This window comes from Exiguobacterium acetylicum, from assembly GCF_019890935.1.
Classification (GTDB): Bacteria; Bacillota; Bacilli; order Exiguobacteriales; family Exiguobacteriaceae; genus Exiguobacterium_A; species Exiguobacterium_A abrahamii.
This window is the reverse complement of record NZ_CP082333.1, coordinates 1706058-1721727: the sequence shown is the minus strand read 5'-3', so window position 1 is coordinate 1721727 and position 15670 is coordinate 1706058. Positions and strand designations below refer to the sequence as shown.

The window sequence follows — 15670 nt, the reverse complement described above, 5'->3', positions numbered from 1 at the left end:
CACTTTATAGATCACGTATTAAAACGACCTCATTTGTTGCTGGTAAGTAGGCATGGTTCGAGTCAAGCTTGCCACAAAGAACGTATTGACCTTTTGAGATATCGAACACATAACGCGGCGTGAGCAAAAGGTACGGACGTAATGCATTGAAGATGATGTCTTGCTGATCATCCTCGAGCTTTGGTGCAGTAACGGATGCGAGCGCGGTATGGAGTTCCTGATCGTCGGTCAAGCTAATCCAGTTAAGCGTCTTTTCGTCAAGGAGAATTGTGACGCGTCTTTGCTGATCAACATATGACGTCGGATACGCGCGTGACAATTTGACAGCAAGGTAGGGATGTTGCCGGTAGATGTACCGAATCGCCCATTGTCCGGATTCACTGGGGTAGACGTTTTGGACGATTTCTTGAACCGCAATTCGACAGGCATTCACTGTCTCTTGCTGGATTGGATGAAAATCAGGATGTTCAGTCTGCATGATCACATCCTCTGCTGTCACGCTTGCTGCTGATTGGAAAGGATGGCGCTTGAGAATTGAAGTTGACGGATTTGCCCACGTTAAGATGTCATTTCGATCAAGTGATGACGTGAAATCCAGTTTACTAGGCACAAGGATAGACCCTTCTTGCGTCACGATCGTCTCGACGACAGTATGCGCGTATTGATGTCCTGGTTTTGTATAGGAGAACCACTTTATTTGTTGTTTAGCTAGCGAGTCGATGTCCTCGAGCGTTAAAGCGAAAGGTTCCTGATTCACATGATGATCACTCGGGTGAGGACCGTATAGGAACAACTCATCGAGTTGACCGTTTTCCGTTAACGTCAAGTGAATGAAACAATCGGGTGAAAGCCGAATCCCTTCGTGACAACTCACATAACTGAAAAAAGTGTCGTTTTCTTCTTCGAGCATGAAATGCGTACCATGGATCATATCAGTCTCTGATTCGATCCAAGCGATCCGAGTGGTTGGCTCACGTAAATCGTCAGGAACGGAATGAATCGGGGTCGAACCGTGTAAGGATAACGTCGTCGTTCGTTTCGTGACAGGGTCAATTGTAATCTGCACGGTTCCTTCAGGAAGCATCGTGTTATCCTCTTCCTCGATAACCGATGCATCTCGTGGAATCCAAAACGTTTCAAAAGAGTAGACGGTTTGGTCGTTCCGTTTGTGTCGAGCGTAAGATGACTCATAGAGAATGTAATCATTTAACTGATACTTCTCGATAATGAATTCGACTAATTGGTTAGTTAAGATATGCACTACGTTCACTCCTTTAAATAACGATTAGCTGATTCATAATGATGATTGATCAAAAACAGGTGTACAATATCAGCTAATTGTTCAAGTAAAAGAGAAGACCATCGATGAGTACTTTCTCTTTCTCATACGTTCAGTGTAACGTGAAGTATTGGAAAAAGAATGTGAATTGAAATTTATTACATAATTGTAAGGCGTCGAACACGATTTAATGTATTATTCTAGAAGAGTAACTAGAAGTAGTATTAAGCTGTAGGAGGAAACAAAAGTGTCAGATTTTAATCTAGCTGTGAACGTGTTATTCGGAAGTGTCCATCTCATCCTCATGGCGATGGCTGTTCCATCGATCATCTACGCGCTTTATCTGTTACGAAAAATCGCTAATAAATGATTGCAGGGGTTTATTGGTAATGAAAAGAAGATAGTTAAAGTACCTACGCATCATTCAAAGGAGGCGATAACATGTCATTTTGGACATGGTTTTCAATCTTATTTGTGTTAGCGGTCAGTGTCTACGCATCTTCTCAACCAAAACGTTCAAAGCATTAACAAAGGCGCGACTTCCGTTGTGGAAGTGCGCCTTTTTGTTTGTTCAGTTTTGTGTATCGAGCCAAGCGATCGCGTCCGTTAAGTCGTCGGCAATATAGTCGACGTTTGCTTGTTCCACGCGATCAGCGTAATCACGAATGGAGCTCTCTCCAGCACCGGTTCGGACTAAAATTTTGATACACCCGGCGTGCGCAGCTGCCATCATATCACTCCATCGGTCCCCGATGACGACACATTGATCGAGTCGGAGATCGTGTTTTGCTTGTGCTTGTTTTAATAATTCAGGTGATGGTTTGCGACAGGTGCAACAATCTTCCGCGGCATGCGGGCAAATCAGCGTATCATCAAAGCCAAAGCTCAGTAATTCTGTCCGAAAATCCTCTTCACGCGCCAATCCTTTTGAGATACCAGGTTGATTCGTAAACGCAATCAGTAAAATCCCTTGATTACGTAAGCGTTCGATTAGCGAAGAAACGTATGGAAATAGCGCAAACGTTCCAGGGTAGTGGACGGTAGCATCTCCACCAATCGTTCCGTCTCGGTCAAGAAATATTGCCTGAATAGAATTCATGTGTACAACTCCTTAGTTTACGAAGCATCTTTTAGTTCTTGATACGGTTGGACACGTGCTGCCAGTTGAGCTGGGATGAAGGCGGCGATGACACCGAACAAAATCGGTAAGGCGAGCGATACGCCAATCAACAACGGTTCATTCCACGGTACGAGGTCATACAAGACATAAATCGTCGTATAAGCAACAATCAGTCCAATGACTCCGGAAATCAGACCGACCAGGAAGCCTTCAAGGACAATCAACTGTCGGATCGCTCTGTTCGTCCAGCCGAGCGCTTTTAAGACGGCGAGTGAGGCGCGGCGATCGGTGACGTTTTGCCACATGATTTCACCTGTCGTCAAAATAGCGATTGTGATTGCAACGCCCATCGTAACGTAATGCATCGGACCGACTTGCAGGGCGACGAATTGACCGAGCCACGACGTGTAAAGAACACCTTGTAAATGGAACGTCACGAATAAGAAGAACGTCAGCAGTGCCGTCGGTAAAGCGATTGAGAGAACGGACAGGCTATTACGCTTCCATTTCCCGATCAGTTCCTTTAGTGCGAGTGTCGCAGTCGAACGAAGTTTCAGTCCGACGCGAGCGGCTTTCGCGTATTCACCGGTCTTGATCGCTTCGTACGGTGAGATGCGGCGAATCGTCCAAGCTGACCAGGTCGCACCAGCGAGGTAGATGACGAGACTGAACAACGCGATCCAAAGAAGGCTCCAGCCGTTCATCGCTTCATTACGAACATATGAGAAGATTCCTTCAACAATCAAGGCGACCGTCGAGACGAATCCAGCGAGAATCGCCGCCTCGATCAAAACGATTTTGTAGAGATCCTTCGTCCGCCATCCGAGTGCGAGTAAAACAGCGAATTCTTTCCGACGCGCTAACATCGAGACATAGCTCGTCGCGAGGACATAGACGATCGCGACGGCAAGCATCGCGAAGATGACGCCTGAGAACCCAACACTCGTCTCGCGGAAGATTGTCATCGCAGCACCGATGTGGATCCACGGTTGTTCGATCCAGCCAAGCGTCTTACCGTCATCGACAACCTTCGTGACGACGGGTTGAGGAGAGGAACCCTTAGTAATTGTGACCATTAATCCAGTTTTCTGTTCGATTTGCTTTTTCACGTCTTGGAGTAGTTGCTCCGATGCTTCACTGACGGTCGAAGCGCCTTTGATTTTAAGGCGAATCGAAGAAATGGCTTGTTCACCATTGACTGCTCGCGCGCTGTCAATCGTCGTCAGGATGTTTGGAGAACTCGTCAACAGTCCGACGGGATTACCAGACGTATCAATCGATTTCGCTGGGTTGACAGGTTCCCCCTTCGCATCTAAAACAAGATCGGCAGACGAAGGACGATAAGTTTCCATTGGTAACTCGTTCAGCGGGTCTTTTGAGACCTTGATGTTTTTCGGATCGTACAGACCAACGACTTTAAATTGTAAAAATGGAAAGCGGACATTAGATGAGCCTGGTTCTGGTTTTTTAACCTTTTGTCCCATCGATGTGAGGGAGCGATATCCTTTATCTGAAATAAGTTCCTTCTCAATACCGATTCCTGAAATTCGTGTCGACGTCGCGGATACTTCGAAAGCGTTGCTCCATCGGCTTGTAAATGGACTAAGCGTTGATTGGAATTGAAGAGGGCCAGATTGATAAACCAATTGTCCTCCTTCTGCATATTCAGAATCCGTTTGTAAGCTGTTCGTTTTTTCAACCATCGTTCGCAGATAGGTTTCTTCTACTTTAGCGGTTGGGATGGAAAGGTGTTGAATACTCTTAGCGGGATAAGAGGCAAGAGGAGAATTGATAATAGACCGTTTTGGTTGTGTTTTGATGACCTTATCAATTAGTTTTTGCTGGTCTTGTTCGGTTTGATAAGGAGCATCGAGACGTTCGATATCATAGTCGTAACTTCCCTTATTAAAAGAATTCGGATTCACTAAGATCGGGATGATATTTTGATTATTAGCCGCGTCTGACTCATGGTGATCGGTCGAATTGAAGTATCGGGATTTGTTCGTCGTACGTACACTCTTGTCCAGACCGACCAACCGTGCTTCTTCTTTTGGATCAATACCGACGATCAGGACTGGATTTCTAGCGACAGCCGTTGAAAAACCATCAATTTGTTCAGAAATGAATGAAGCGTTCTCAGGAACTTGAACTTTTGTTCCTTGAGCAAGATGAAGCACAGTTTTTGATTGTCGCTCTTTCTTGAAGCCGTTTTGAATATAAGTGGTTTCTGTAAAACGATAGATTCCTGGTGTGGAAGGAATTTTAATCGCTTTTTCAAAGGAAACATTAGACATGACATACCCCATGACAGCGACCGGGGCTGCAATATCAACCTCATTCATTTGTTTGATTTGTTGATATTGTTTAAACGAAATCCCACCGTTAATCCCATTAAGATAATTCGGTTCGAGTAACTTACTCGACTCCGTCGTCATCTGACTGCCTTTCGGTCGAACGACGATATCATACGCGGACGACCATTTCTTTTGTAACGTCTGTTCGACCGTACCCTGACTTGAATCGGTCAAGTTGAACATCAGACTGAGTCCAGCGCTGATGATGAGCGCACCGACGAGCGTCAAAATGAATTTTCCACGTTGCCGGCGCCACTGGTTTAAGACAAAACGAAACATAATCCTTCCTCCCGTGAAGAGAGAGGGACAACGTCTGTTGCCCCTCGCTACAAAATAAAATATTAAGCTGCATCTTTGAGTTCTTGATACGGTTGAACACGTGCTGCCAGTTGTGCTGGAATGATCGCGGCGATGATACCGAATAAAATTGGTAAGGCGAGCGATACGCCAATCAACAACGGCTCATTCCACGGAACAAGATCGTACAGTGTATAAATTGTCGTGTAAGCGATTAACAGTCCGACGATACCGGAAAAGAGTCCGATTAAGAAACCTTCAAGGACGATCAACTGACGAATCGCTTTGTTCGTCCAGCCGAGTGCTTTTAAGACGGCGAGCGAAGCCCGGCGATCGGTGACGTTTTGCCACATAATCTCTCCCGTCGTCAAAATAGCGATCGTGATCGCAACACCCATCGTCACGTAATGCATCGGACCGACTTGCAGGGCAACGAATTGACCAAGCCACGATGTATAAAGCACTCCTTGTAAATGGAACGTCACGAATAAGAAGAACGTCAGCAGTGCCGTTGGGAGAGCGATTGAGAGGACGGATAAGCTATTGCGCTTCCATTTCCCGATCAGTTCCTTTAGTGCGAGTGTCACCGTCGAACGAAGTTTCAGTCCGACGCGAGCGGCTTTCGCGTATTCACCGGTCTTGATTGCTTCGTACGGTGAGATCCGTCGAATCGTCCACGCCGACCAGATTGCGCCAGCCAGGTAAATGACGAGACTGAACAGTGCGATCCAGAGGAGACTCCAGCCGTTCATCGCTTCTCTCCGAACGATTGAGAAGATACCTTCGACGATCAAGGCGATTGTTGAAACGAATCCGGCGAGGATCGCCGCCTCGATCAAGACGATTTTATAGAGATCCTTCGTCCGCCAGCCGAGTGCGAGTAAAACAGCGAATTCTTTTCTGCGCGCGAGCATTGAGACATAACTCGTCGCGAGGACATAGACGATCGCGACGGCGAGCATCGCGAAGATGACACCTGAGAACCCGACACTCGTCTCGCGGAAGATCGTCATCGCAGCGCCGATGTGGATCCACGGTTGTTCGATCCAACCGAGCGTCTTCTCGTCATCGACGACCTTCGTGACGACGGGTTGAGGAGAGGAACCTTTGGTGATCGTAGCGATAAGACCAGTCTCTTGTTCGATTTCCGACTTGATACGTTGTAAGGTTTTATCTGACTGTTCACCGACAGTAGAAGCCCCCTTTACTTTCAATCGGATCGATGAAATCGATTGATCGCCCATCACCTCTTGGACACTATCGACTGTCGTAAGAACGTTTGGAGAGTTCGTCAACAGACCAATTGGATTCCCGGTCGTGTTGATCGGTTGGGCAGGATTGACCGGTTCATTTTTTGAGTCAAGTACGATACTCGCAGCCGATGGTCGATAGGTCTCCATCGGTAATTCGTTTAATGGATCTTTGGAGACATTGATCTTGTTCGGATCATACAAACCGACGACATTAAACGTCAGATAAGGATTCATTGACTTAAAAGCAGATCCATCCGATTTTTTCATTTTTATTTCATAAGAATCTACCGTCCGGAAGCCACGCTTCGGAAGATAAGAGGATGGTAATATAGCATTTTTGAATGCAGTAGGTGCTGTGTGTACTTCATAAGCATTCTCCCATCGTGTAGGGAACGGACTCTTCACCGTTTGATAAGTCAATGAGCCTGTCTGGGCGACGAGTTGAGCGTTAGTATTTGCTTCCGAATGCGGAAATACCTTAGTTTTTTGACCGAGTAGGGAATCAAAAAAAGCGCTCTCGACTTTAGAGGCATCGACTTTAATGTCTTGGATGATCTTTCGTTTTTCTTGATCGAGAGGTTGAGGAGCGTTCGATTGAGCTAGTCGTTGATAAAATGTGTCGCGTGCTTGTTTCGTTTTCAGATCGACGTTAACTTGTTCTAACTTAAATTGACTATACCCCGTATTGAAGGATTTTGGATTAATCAATACCGGGATATTGAATTCATTGGAACTCTTCTTGCTGGCTGAGGGGACATCCTCCTGGTTGAAGTAACGAAACTTCTTCTGATTGAGGATGCTCTTATCCAAACCGACGAGTTGCGCTTCCGCCTCCGGATCGATTCCGACGATAAGACTATAGGTAAAGGGTTGTATGGATGAAAAACCTTTCGGATCTTGAAGATGGATCAATCGCGTATTCGGAGGAACGAGCGGCTCTTCCATAGTTGAAAAGTAGGCACCATCCTGTGCAATGAGTTCTTTCGAAAATCCACCAGCACCATAATGTGAATTACTCAGTCGATAAATACCAGGCTCATCCGGAAAGTGGATTTGATTTGGAATCGAGATGCCAATATTGGCGTATCCCATGACAGCCACCGGGGCTGCGATATCAATCGCATCCATTTGTTTGATTTGTTGATATTGTTTAAACGAAATCCCACCATTGATTCCATTGAGATAATTCGGTTCGAGTAACTTACTCGACTCGGTCGTCATCTGACTGCCTTTCGGTCGCACGACGATATCATACGCAGACGACCATTTCTTTTGTAACGTCTGTTCGACCGTTCCTTGACTGGAGTCCGTCAAGTTGAACATCAAACTGAGCCCGGCACTGATGATCAGTGCACCGACAAGCGTCAGGATGAATTTCCCGCGCTGCCGGCGCCATTGATTTAAGACAAAACGGAACATCGTCATTCCTCCTTTTATGGGGTAAAGGCTACGAAAAATGGATGAGACTGTTCATCTAAGATATGTAAGATTCGTTCGCTGAAGTTCGACCACGTTACGCGTCGTAACACTTCTTCGAGCGGGAAAAAACCGACTGCTAAACTTTCACTGCTCGTCTGCAGTTGACCACCAATCGCTTTTGCAAGCCAACAGGTCGCACAGACATTCGCCTCGAGGTTTTGATAGATGCCGCAAAATTTCACGATTTCAATCTCAATTCCAGACTCTTCTTTGACTTCGCGAATGATACCGTCAGCTGCACTTTCCCCAGGCTCGACGATGCCACCCGGAAACTCCCAGCCGCGATCCGGTCCTTGGATCAAAAGAATCTCGTTTTGGTCATTCAAGACGACCGCTCCTGCTGATAACGAATAAATCGATGTCGGGAACATAGACTTCCTCCTGTGAAGAGAGGGACAACGCCTGTTGCCCCTCCGGTAAATATTAAAATGCATTTAAAAAAAGTGACATAATACGGTCTTCAATTATTTCGAAAAGATGATTAGAGAGATACCTTCACATTCATTAGTATCGATAATGATTCTTTATGTTGCTCTATTCAAAACAGTTTTCTTTCGTCCGAATAAAAACTCTCCAATAATGACAAATAGAAAAGAACACACACTGCCGAGTATCATCATATTGTTTGAATTAGGAGTTTCTGTACCATTTTCAAAATTAAAGATTTCTAATCCGAAGATAGTTATTGCACTATTGCGTGCGGAGGCTTCTGTATATCCGAAATAGATAACGAAAGAAAATAGAACTGTAGAAACTAATATACCGACAATAATTTCTGTAGCGATTCTTAATAGCCTCTTTTTCATATAGAACCTCCTATTGTTCAACTGGTTAGCTATACATACGTATAAAAATTATTACTCAACAGGAATTAATTATCCTGCGTCCTTTAGTTCTTGATACGGTTGAACACGTGCGGCCAGTTGTGCTGGGATGAACGCCGCAATGACACCGAACAGAATCGGTAAGGCGAGCGATACGCCAATCAACAAAGGCTCATTCCATGGAACAAGGTCGTATAAGACATAAATCGTCGTGTAGGCAACAATCAGCCCAATGACTCCAGAAATCAGACCAACAAGGAAACCTTCGAGGACAATCAACTGTCGGATCGCACCGTTCGTCCAGCCGAGTGCTTTTAAGACAGCGAGTGAAGCACGGCGATCGGTGACGTTTTGCCACATGATCTCACCCGTCGTTAAAATGGCGATCGTAATTGCAACACCCATCGTTACGTAATGCATTGGACCGACTTGCAGGGCAACGAATTGTCCGAGCCACGATGTATAGAGGACACCTTGTAAATGGAATGTCACGAACAGGAAGAAGGTTAAGAGAGCTGTCGGTAAAGCAATCGAGAGGACGGACAGGCTATTGCGCTTCCATTTCCCGATCAGTTCCTTTAGTGCAAGTGTCACGGTCGAACGAAGTTTCAGTCCGACACGAGCCGCTTTCGCGTATTCACCGGTCTTGATCGCTTCGTACGGTGAGATGCGGCGAATCGTCCACGCTGACCACGTCGCACCTGCCAGGTAGATGACGAGACTGAACAGCGCGATCCAGAGAAGACTCCAGCCGTTCATCGCTTCGTTACGGACATATGAGAAGATCCCTTCGACGATCAGGGCGATTGTTGAAACGAATCCGGCGAGAATCGCCGCCTCAATCAAGACGATTTTGTAGAGATCCTTCGTCCGCCAGCCGAGTGCGAGTAAAACGGCAAATTCTTTCCGGCGGGCGAGCATCGAAACATAACTCGTCGCGAGGACATAGACGATCGCGACGGCGAGCATCGCGAAGATGACACCGGAGAACCCGACGCTCGTCTCGCGGAAAATCGTCATCGCAGCACCGATATGAACCCATGGTTGTTCGATCCAACCGAGTGTTTTGCCTTGTTCGACGACTTTCGTGACGACCGGTTGTGGGGAAGAACCCTTAGTGATCGTAGCGACAAGACCAGGATCTCTCTCGATGGTTGCTTTGATTTGTTGTAAGAGTTGATCGGACTCTTCGCTGAGTGTTTCGCCACCTTTAATTTTTAGACGAATCGATGAGATCGATTTGTTGCCTCGATATTGCTGTGCACTGTCTAAAGTCGTCAACATATTCGGTGAGTTAGTCAGTAATCCGACTGGGTCGCCTGAAGTATTGATAGATTTAGCTGGATTGATTGGTTTTCTGTTTGCATCTAAGACCAGATCAGCTGAAGAAGGACGATATGTCTCCATCGGTAACTCATTAAGTGGATCTTTTGATACACGAATTTTGTTAGGATCATAAAGTCCGATGACATTCATTGAAAAGCCGGGAGAATAATAAATATCATTCCCGCTACCCATAGTGTCTTTTACTTTTTTTTCTAACGAATGCGTGGAACGATATCCGGTTTTAGGTAAAGAGTTTATATCCTTTAAAAATGGATTCGTGACTTGAATTTTCTGACTCTCAACTTGATAGGCATTTGACCAACGCGCGGCATACGGACTTTTTTCAGATTGGTACGTTAGCGGTCCAGTTGTGATTTCGAGTTGTAAGTAATCAGCAATCGTTGCATCATCCAATCGTGATGATTGGATATTTTTTGTTGAAGTATTCGTTAAAGTGTTAAAAAATTTTTGCTCAACATCTTTTGAAGAGATCGTAAATTTTTTGATTGTTTTACTTGGAATCTCATTCAGCATCTCAAACGCAGGTGTAAAATCCTTTGGAATCTTTGAATAAAATGTATTTTGTTGTTTTTGTGTACCGAATGGAACATCTAGTCGTTCGATTGAATACTGAAAAGTCCCTTGATTGAATGAATTTGGATTTAAAAGAATTGGTATCGTATTTGGATCTGCTTTTTCGGTTGCTTTATCATTTTTAGTAAAATAGCGACTATTTCCTTTTATAGGAATGATGCTACGGTCAAGACCTACTAACTTGGCTTCAGCTTCAGGATCAATTGCCACCAGCAAGCTGAATGTTCGAGGATAGATGATTCGCGACGTGGACTTAGTTGTAAAGACTCCTGGTATATCAGCAACTCGTGCGTTTTGATTGCCATTGACACTATAAACGGCTTCGTCGCTTAGGATTTTTTCCCCGAAACCGTTAGGTGATGTCAGCGTTTCTCTCAAACGGTAAAAGCCAGGTTTATCGGGAACGTCCCATTGCCCATCAACGCGTAAGCCAAGTTTGACATAACCCATCACAGCAACCGGTGCCGCAATGGCAATGTCGTTCATTTTCTTGATGGTTTCGTATTGTTTGAAGGAAATCCCACCATCGATTCCATTCAAATAGTTCGGTTCCAGTAAATCGTTCGACTCACTTGCAAGCTGACTTCCCTTCGGTCGGACGACGATGTCATACGCAGACGACCATTTTTTTTGTAACGTCTGTTCGACCGTTCCTTGACTGGAGTCGGTAAGATTGAACATCAAACTGAGTCCGGCACTGATGATGAGGGCACCGACGAGCGTCAGGATGAACTTCCCGCGCTGCCGGCGCCATTGATTGATGACGAAGCGTAACATATGTAGTCTCCTTTGCTTGTTATTGGGAGAGCTGCGTCTTTAAATAACGCGCAAGATCTTGTTCGAAATGGTGAATCGCTTGTGCATCGAGTGCTTCTACTTCTGCTTGCGCTGCGTAGCGGGTGACGAAGTAAGGGGAGAGTGGCGTCACCAGATGAATGCGCTCTGTCCAGTCTGTCAACGATTCGTGACTTCGTCGCTGAAGGGCACGTGGTAATCGTTGGTTAAAATCAAATAGCATCAGGCGTAATGATTCTATAGGAGGAGTAGGCATAGACTGAGTTGTTTTAGACGAAGTTTTATTCTTGAAAGAAAGATTTGATTGATCTTCCATAGTCTCCGTAATGTCTAAAGTATGTTTTCCTGTGAGTCGCTTTCGTTTTTTGATTACAAAATAAATGATGAAACTTACGACAAGAAGCAACAAGAGAAGGATGATCGAAAAACTAGAGCCTGCCTTTTCTTCGGCTGATTCCAAAAAGCCTGGCGACTTGGTAGCATTGGCTTTTCCACGTGCTGTTCCATCCACTTTTTCCGTTTTACCTGTACTTATACCTAAAATCTCACCTTCAGAATCTTCGTCAATTATGCCATCGTCTTGGCAATTATATTTTGAAAATAGCAGATTTGATAATGTATCTTTTCCACATCCCCGAACGATCGTCGTCTCCTGTTCCGAGAAGTCCGCATTCTGAAATGCTTCATACGCGGACTGCGTCGATACCGATAGCAACAGAAAAACGACAATTGAGCCGATGAAGCTCGTGATTAATTTGGCACGAAACGTGTGCAACGTGGAACACCTCCCTATAAACAGTACTTAGACACTTTGCACCGTGCGCTTCCGGCGATCTTCAACGATTCGTCCGTCCTGCATGAAGAGAATCCGGTCGGCACGTTCGGCGAGTTCTAGGTCGTGTGTGACAAATAAAACGCCACATTTAGCTTCACGATGCAGCTCTAGTAACAACTCGAAGATTGCGTCACCGGTCACGGAATCGAGATTACCGGTCGGCTCGTCCGCGAGAATCCATTGCGGATGATGAAGCAGGGCACGGGCGATCGCCACCCGTTGTTGTTGTCCACCGGATAATTGAGCCGGTAAAGCATTCCGTTTATCGTCGAGTCCAACCCGTTCGAGCAGCTCGAGAATCCGATCATCTTGATTGAAAGAGGTCTTTTGCTTTAATAAGGCGACCTTTAAGTTCTCGGACACCGTCAGTGCCGGTAATAAGTGAAACTGCTGGAAGATGAAGCCGATCTCTTGCGAGCGGAATTGCGATAACCGTTTGTTCTTCCAAGACGTGATGTCCTGCCCGTCATAGAGGATCTGCCCGGACGTCGGACGATCAAGCGAACCAAGGAGACTCAGGAACGTTGATTTTCCAGACCCGGATGGACCGACGAGTGCCGTCACCTCACTTTGCGAAAACTGACCGTTTAGTTGATGCAAGACATCGGTCCGGACACCGCTTCGTTCAAATGTATGCGAAATATCTTGAAAGGTAATATCCATATGACCACTCCTTTTACATAATTTGGTTATGTTTAGTGTATTATTTTTAGAAAATTTTGTCTATTGCGTTTTTATTTCTGATCCAACCACTTTTTTTACATTTGTTCATAGTTGGTTCATAACTTCTCTCTATGATCGGATTAACACCAATCAAGGGAGGCATTTAACATGAAACGAACACGCAAGAAATGGTTATGGATCAGTGGAGGGGTCATCCTGGTACTCCTGTTAATCGGTTCCACGCTCTTTTTAGGACGAGGAGAGGCACAAGGAACGAAGGAGGTCGTCGAGTCAAAGACATTAAAAACATTCTTCTACTTCTCGGGCACGCTTGAAGCGAAAGATCGACAGACGGTCATCAGTGATCGTGATGTCCGTGTCACCGACGTTCGATTTGAAGAAGGAGATACCGTTAAGTCGGGTCAAACGATCGTCAGCGTCGAAGGAGGAGAAGATTTCAAGGCACCTCGCTCTGGACAACTCGTTCGTCTTGACGTCACGGAAGGCGAAGTTTATGCCCCGAATACTGTCCTCTTCGTTGTTGCAGACAACAAAGAGTTGATCGCTCGTCTGAAAATTGATGAACAAGATATCGAACGGATTGAAGTTGAAGATACGATTGAACTACAGACGGATGCATCTGATAAAACCATCAAAGGGAAGGTCGAATCGATTAGTCCGGAAGCTGTGACGGAAAATGGAAGTACGTATTTCAATGCAAAGGTATCGGTACCGAGCTCGTCAAACTGGTTACCCGGCATGACGGTCGAGGGACGTTTACCATATCAACTCGCACAAGATGTACCTGTCTTATCGCTCGATGTCATTTCGTATTCGAAGTCGGATCGTCCGTATGTATATGTGAAAAAAAACGGGGAAACGACTCGTCAATACATCGAGACGGGCGTGACGGACGGACAGGATATTGAAATCAAGGACGGATTGTCCGCCGGAGACGAAGTCTTCCTGCCGAGTGAAGACGGTGGTTCCGGTCTTCTTCCGACTCCACCAGGAGGTGCGTCCTGATGCCGGTCGTTGACTTGCAAGAAATCCAAAAAGCTTACGGCGAAGGAACCAATCGTCACATCGTCCTCGATCGAGTATCGCTGACGATCGAGGCTGGTGAATATGTAACGATCCTCGGACCTTCGGGTTCAGGAAAATCAACGCTGATGAATATCATCGGATGCCTCGATGTCGCTTCAAACGGCGTCTATCGTTTGCAGGAGCAGCTCGTCCACGATCTATCCGAGGATCAGCTAGCAATGATTCGCAACGAAGAAATTGGCTTCATCTTTCAACAGTTCCAGTTGCTACCGCGCATGAGCGTCTTACAAAACGTCGAATTACCGCTCATCTATGCCGGCGTCTCGCGCAAAGAGCGTCGCGCGCGATCGCTTGAGCTCCTGGAACGTGTCGGATTAACAGATAAAGCCGATGCCTTACCGAGTCAACTGTCCGGTGGTCAACAACAACGGGTTGCGATTGCCCGGGCGCTCGTGACGCGACCGACGATCTTACTCGCTGATGAGCCGACCGGAGCGCTCGATCAAAAGACAGGGAAACAAATCATGGAGTTGTTCGAGAGCCTCTCAGAGGAAGGGAAGACGATCATCATGATCACACACGATGTCAATATTGCTAAGCAAGCCCGCCGGATCATCCGGATCGAAGATGGTCAGGTGACGGAGGTGACGACATGATTCGCGAAACGTTACGGATGGCATGGTCGAATATCTGGCATCATAAGATGCGGTCGTTCTTGACGACGCTTGGTGTCATCATCGGTGTCGCATCGATCATCGCCTTGATTTCGATCGTCAACGGCGCGACGGCCTCAATTAATGAAGAGGTCGCGTCGTTCGGTGCCAATAAATTAACGGTCCAAACGACAGAGACGCCGTTGAAAGAAGGATTATCACCTGCACAACTGGAAGAGTTAAACACGATTAAAGGAACACGCGGTGTCTCACCGACCGTTTCGACGGTCCGGGACCTCCGTGTTGAAAATCATATACTCGACCAGGTGACGATCGAAGGGCGAAATCACATCTATTACCGGGAATCTGAAGATGTCCCGCAAGGACGCGGCATCGTCATCAGTGATGTGAAACAACAGACACACGTCGCCGTCGTCAGTCCATCCGTCGCCCGAACACTCTATCCGGGTCAGGTCGCGATCGGTAAGACGATCCAGCTCGATGGACTCAATTACCAGATCGTCGGTGTCAGTGACGCGGATGGCGATCAAATCGTCATTCCTTATACGACGGTCCTACGGACGCTTGGGGTGACAGCCGTTAAGCAAGTGGATATCTTCAAGACGGACGCAGCTGACGTCGCGACCGTCAAACGGGATGTCACGGCAAAGCTGTACCAGTTCTATAACGGACGCGACGATACGTATGACGTTGTCAGCTTGGATGAAGCCCTCGATTCGATTGACCAAATCAATACGATGCTCTCGCTCTTGTTGACGGGTATTGCGTCGATTTCCTTGATCGTCGGTGGGATCGGCATCATGAATATGATGCTCGTCTCGGTCACGGAACGAACGACAGAGATTGGCTTACGAAAAGCACTCGGTGCGAAACCACGTACGATCCGCCTTCAGTTCCTCTTGGAATCGATTCTGCTGTCCTTGATGGGTGGAGTGATCGGCATTCTTGTCGGAGCGATGCTCGCATTTGGCGTCAGTCTGATGATCAGTACACCGTTCACACTCTCCGTGAGCACGATTCTGCTTGCCGCCGGATTCTCGATCGGTGTCGGTGTCTTGTTCGGTTATATGCCAGCGCGAAAGGCATCTCGTTTGAATCCGATCGAAGCCTTACGAAATGTTTAAGTGAAG

At 46.4% G+C, this 15670-nt stretch carries 13 protein-coding genes; 4 read left to right on the top strand and 9 right to left on the bottom strand.

Annotation, left to right across the window (positions count from 1 at the left end; genetic code table 11):
- Positions 1-4: 4 nt before the first annotated feature.
- A complete protein-coding gene (locus K7G97_RS08990; RefSeq protein WP_223040361.1) occupies positions 5-1261 on the bottom strand; it encodes a hypothetical protein in 1257 nt (418 codons plus the stop codon).
- A 265-nt stretch (positions 1262-1526) separates the two neighbouring features.
- On the opposite strand from K7G97_RS08990, the gene K7G97_RS17485 reads away from it, so the two are divergent.
- Positions 1527-1649, top strand: coding sequence for a hypothetical protein (locus K7G97_RS17485; protein ID WP_256443265.1), 123 nt, complete (start codon positions 1527-1529; stop codon positions 1647-1649).
- 201 nt (positions 1650-1850) lie between these two features.
- Here K7G97_RS17485 and K7G97_RS08985 read toward each other — a convergent pair whose 3' ends face one another.
- The 8 genes from K7G97_RS08985 to K7G97_RS08950 form a co-directional block, all read right to left on the bottom strand.
- The gene (locus tag K7G97_RS08985; RefSeq protein ID WP_223040360.1) at positions 1851-2378 is read right to left on the bottom strand and encodes an HAD-IIIA family hydrolase; all 528 of its coding nucleotides are present in this window, start codon (positions 2376-2378) and stop codon (positions 1851-1853) included.
- Between the two features lie 17 nt (positions 2379-2395).
- On the bottom strand, positions 2396-5032 hold the full coding sequence (locus tag K7G97_RS08980; protein WP_223040359.1) for an ABC transporter permease: 2637 nt from the start codon (positions 5030-5032) through the stop codon (positions 2396-2398).
- A 62-nt stretch (positions 5033-5094) separates the two neighbouring features.
- On the bottom strand, positions 5095-7722 hold the full coding sequence (locus tag K7G97_RS08975) for an ABC transporter permease (protein WP_223040358.1): 2628 nt from the start codon (positions 7720-7722) through the stop codon (positions 5095-5097).
- Positions 7723-7736: 14 nt separating this feature from the next.
- A complete protein-coding gene (locus tag K7G97_RS08970) occupies positions 7737-8153 on the bottom strand; it encodes an NUDIX hydrolase (protein WP_223040357.1) in 417 nt (138 codons plus the stop codon).
- A 153-nt stretch (positions 8154-8306) separates the two neighbouring features.
- Positions 8307-8588, bottom strand: coding sequence for an LlsX family protein (locus tag K7G97_RS08965; RefSeq protein WP_223040356.1), 282 nt, complete (start codon positions 8586-8588; stop codon positions 8307-8309).
- Positions 8589-8657: 69 nt separating this feature from the next.
- Positions 8658-11303 carry an ABC transporter permease gene (locus K7G97_RS08960; protein ID WP_223040355.1) on the bottom strand — a complete coding sequence of 882 codons (2646 nt, stop codon included), beginning with the start codon at positions 11301-11303 and terminating at the stop codon, positions 8658-8660.
- 19 nt (positions 11304-11322) lie between these two features.
- On the bottom strand, positions 11323-12096 hold the full coding sequence (locus tag K7G97_RS08955; RefSeq protein WP_223040354.1) for a hypothetical protein: 774 nt from the start codon (positions 12094-12096) through the stop codon (positions 11323-11325).
- 27 nt (positions 12097-12123) lie between these two features.
- Positions 12124-12819, bottom strand: a complete 696-nt coding sequence (locus K7G97_RS08950) for an ABC transporter ATP-binding protein (protein WP_223040353.1) — start codon at positions 12817-12819, stop codon at positions 12124-12126.
- Positions 12820-12987: 168 nt separating this feature from the next.
- Between K7G97_RS08950 and K7G97_RS08945 the strand changes: the two genes are divergently transcribed.
- The 3 genes from K7G97_RS08945 to K7G97_RS08935 are packed head-to-tail and all read left to right on the top strand — an operon-like array spanning position 12988 to position 15664.
- On the top strand, positions 12988-13845 hold the full coding sequence (locus tag K7G97_RS08945) for an efflux RND transporter periplasmic adaptor subunit (protein ID WP_223040352.1): 858 nt from the start codon (positions 12988-12990) through the stop codon (positions 13843-13845).
- The gene (locus tag K7G97_RS08940; RefSeq protein WP_223040351.1) at positions 13845-14522 is read left to right on the top strand and encodes an ABC transporter ATP-binding protein; all 678 of its coding nucleotides are present in this window, start codon (positions 13845-13847) and stop codon (positions 14520-14522) included. Before K7G97_RS08945 ends, K7G97_RS08940 begins: the two co-directional genes overlap by 1 nt.
- Positions 14519-15664, top strand: coding sequence for an ABC transporter permease (locus K7G97_RS08935; RefSeq protein WP_223040350.1), 1146 nt, complete (start codon positions 14519-14521; stop codon positions 15662-15664). The genes K7G97_RS08940 and K7G97_RS08935 overlap by 4 nt, the downstream gene beginning before the upstream one ends.
- The last annotated feature ends 6 nt before the right edge of the window (positions 15665-15670 follow it).